The organism is Geodermatophilus marinus (assembly GCF_003428645.1).
In the GTDB taxonomy this organism is placed as follows: domain Bacteria; phylum Actinomycetota; class Actinomycetes; order Mycobacteriales; family Geodermatophilaceae; genus Geodermatophilus.
The window spans coordinates 1-2,217 of sequence record NZ_QVQH01000060.1; the positions used below are offsets into that span (position 1 = coordinate 1).

The 2,217-nt window shown below is 73.1% G+C and carries 2 protein-coding genes; both read right to left on the minus strand.

The annotated features are described in order from the left end of the window. Window positions 1-82 precede the first annotated feature (82 nt). The gene (locus D0Z06_RS24975) at window positions 83-799 is read right to left on the minus strand and encodes a site-specific integrase (protein ID WP_233517952.1); all 717 of its coding nucleotides are present in this window, start codon (window positions 797-799) and stop codon (window positions 83-85) included. Between the two features lie 119 nt (window positions 800-918). Next, complete coding sequence (locus tag D0Z06_RS24980) at window positions 919-2,103, minus strand: hypothetical protein (RefSeq protein WP_233517953.1); 1,185 nt, start codon at window positions 2,101-2,103, stop codon at window positions 919-921. Window positions 2,104-2,217 lie beyond the last annotated feature (114 nt).

Below are 2,217 nucleotides of genomic sequence, written 5' to 3' on the forward strand. Positions count from 1 at the left end.
CCGGGCCCGACGGAGACCGACAGTGGAAGAGCCGGACAGACCGGCGGCTCACCCACGGCCACGCCAGCCAACCAAGATCAGATCAGGCGCTCGCGGACTCCACCAAGATCGACGGTGGATCGAGGCTCAGGTCAACCCGCTTCACCTTCAAGGCTGCCAGCTCGCCCCAGCGCAACCCGCAGTACGCGAGGACGAGCACGACGACGCGGTAGGAGGCCATGATCTCCCGCTCGCGGTACGGGAGTCGGGAGCCGGCCCGGAGTGAACATGTCTCGTCCGCGAGGCGCTGGACCTGTGCATGAGTGAGGTACCGCCGCCGAGCCTGTTGAACTCGGGGCAGGTTGACCTTCTGGCACGGGTTCCGGGACAGCCGTCCGTCACGCACGGCGAGATCGAGGATGAGGCTGAGGACCCGGAAGTGCTTGCGGACCGTGGCGGGGGCGGCACCTTCCGCGTGCTGCCGCGCCACCCATGCCTGGACGTCGGCGTGTGACACAGCTACCAGCTGACAGGCGGACCAGTGCGGCAGGACGTGCATGTCGAGAATGCTCCGGTACCGCGACCGCGTCGTGGGTTTGAGCTGGGCTTGCCCCTCGAACCACTTCTCCGCCCACTCGCCCACCTTGATCTTCCCCGCACGAGGGTCGACGTAGTTCCCCGTTTCCAAGGCGGCGGTGACGGAGTCCAACCACCGCTGGGCGTCGACCTTGCGCTTGAAGTGGCGGGCGTGCTCCTTGCCGTTCGCGTCCCGGTACCGCGGCCGGTATGTGCCGTCGGGCCGCCTCGCGATCGACGCCATCGCTCATCGCCTCCCTGGTCGTGGGTCTGGCCATGGCCAGCGCAGTCTCGGCTCGTCCGCTGACCGAACGCTGACACCTCGAAGGGCACGCGTCTCCCGGCTCCCGCCTCCCTGGGGATTCACCGGGACATCCCCAGGCCCGGGTCGGGACGTCGTGCCAGCCGTGCGACGTCCTCGGGCCGCGGCGGTCGGACGCCCGGCTGCGATGGCGCCGACCGGGGGGCGGGTGGCCGGGTGGTGGCGAGCGCGGAGTCGTGGCGGGCGCGCCAGGTGTCGCGCTCCTGTGTGAGGCGGTCGGCCGGCTGGGCGAGGAGAGCCGGCTCAGCGGTCAGGCGTGCGATGCGAGCGCGGATGGCGGCTAGTTCGGTGTGGGCGGTGGCGATGCCCCGGTCGGTGTCGGTTAGCCGCTCCGCCGGGTCGAGGGTCCAGGCGAGGCGCCCGAAGCGGGCGAGCCGGTCCTGGTGCTGGCGGCGGGCGTGGTCCACCGCGGCCCCGGCGTGCCGGTGGGTCTCCTGGGCGGTGACTGCGGTCGCGCGCAACTGGGCGTGCTCGGGGTAGGCGCGTTCGGCGTGCCGGCGGGCGTAGGAGTCGAAGGCAGCCCACAGCCGCGGTCGGTCGTCGGACCGGTCGGCCAGGCGCGCGATCTGCTGCGGCTCGGTGGGCATCGCCGGCAGGTAGGGCCGCCAGGCGTCCGCCCAGTCGACCAGCTGGTCGCCGGCGCGGTTCACCGCCGCCCGCCGAAGCCGGAGCCGGCCAGGACCGTCGAGCACGACCCGCGCGGTCTGGCGGGCGGCGTCACGCCCGGTGTCCCAGCTGGCGAGCAGCGTGTCGCGGATCCGGTCGGTCTCGGCGGTGACGGCCGCGCCGCTGGCGTCGGCCCGAGCCGTGGCGTGGCGGGCGTCCATCCCGCTCTGCCGATAGGCCTCGGTCAGCGCGGTTGCCCGGTCGGCGTGGGCGGACTCGAGCGCGACGATCTCCCATAGCGCGTCCCGGCGGGGCAGGTCGGAGGCGAGCCGATCCAGGCAGCGCTGCTCGGCCGTCCACGCCGCGTGCAACTCGGCGAGCGCCTGCTCCAGCGGCCGGGGCGTGGCGTAGTGGGCGGCCTCAGTGGCGGCCAGCCGGGCGGCGTGGGCGGGGCCGAGATCGGCGCGGTCGCGGGCGAAGACCGCGAGCCACTGCTCACGCGCCTGGTCGGGATCGGTCGCCACGAGGTGGGCGGTGTTGGCCTGCCTGCCCCGGGTCATCCCGACGTAGGCCGCGGCCGCGCCGGTGTCCTCGCCGACCACCAGGTGGGACTGCTGCACGGATCGGTGACAGGTTGGGTCAGGCGGCCTGAGCGGCCAGTGTGGGTGTGATGGTCTCGTACTCGATGGGCGTGAGTCGACCGAGGGCGTCTTGGCGACGCCGGCGGTGGTAGG

Bases quoted from the DNA above. Each gene is read 5' to 3' on its own strand.
- D0Z06_RS24975 (WP_233517952.1), bottom strand. From the start codon at position 799: ATGGCGTCGATCGCGAGGCGGCCCGACGGCACATACCGGCCGCGGTAC.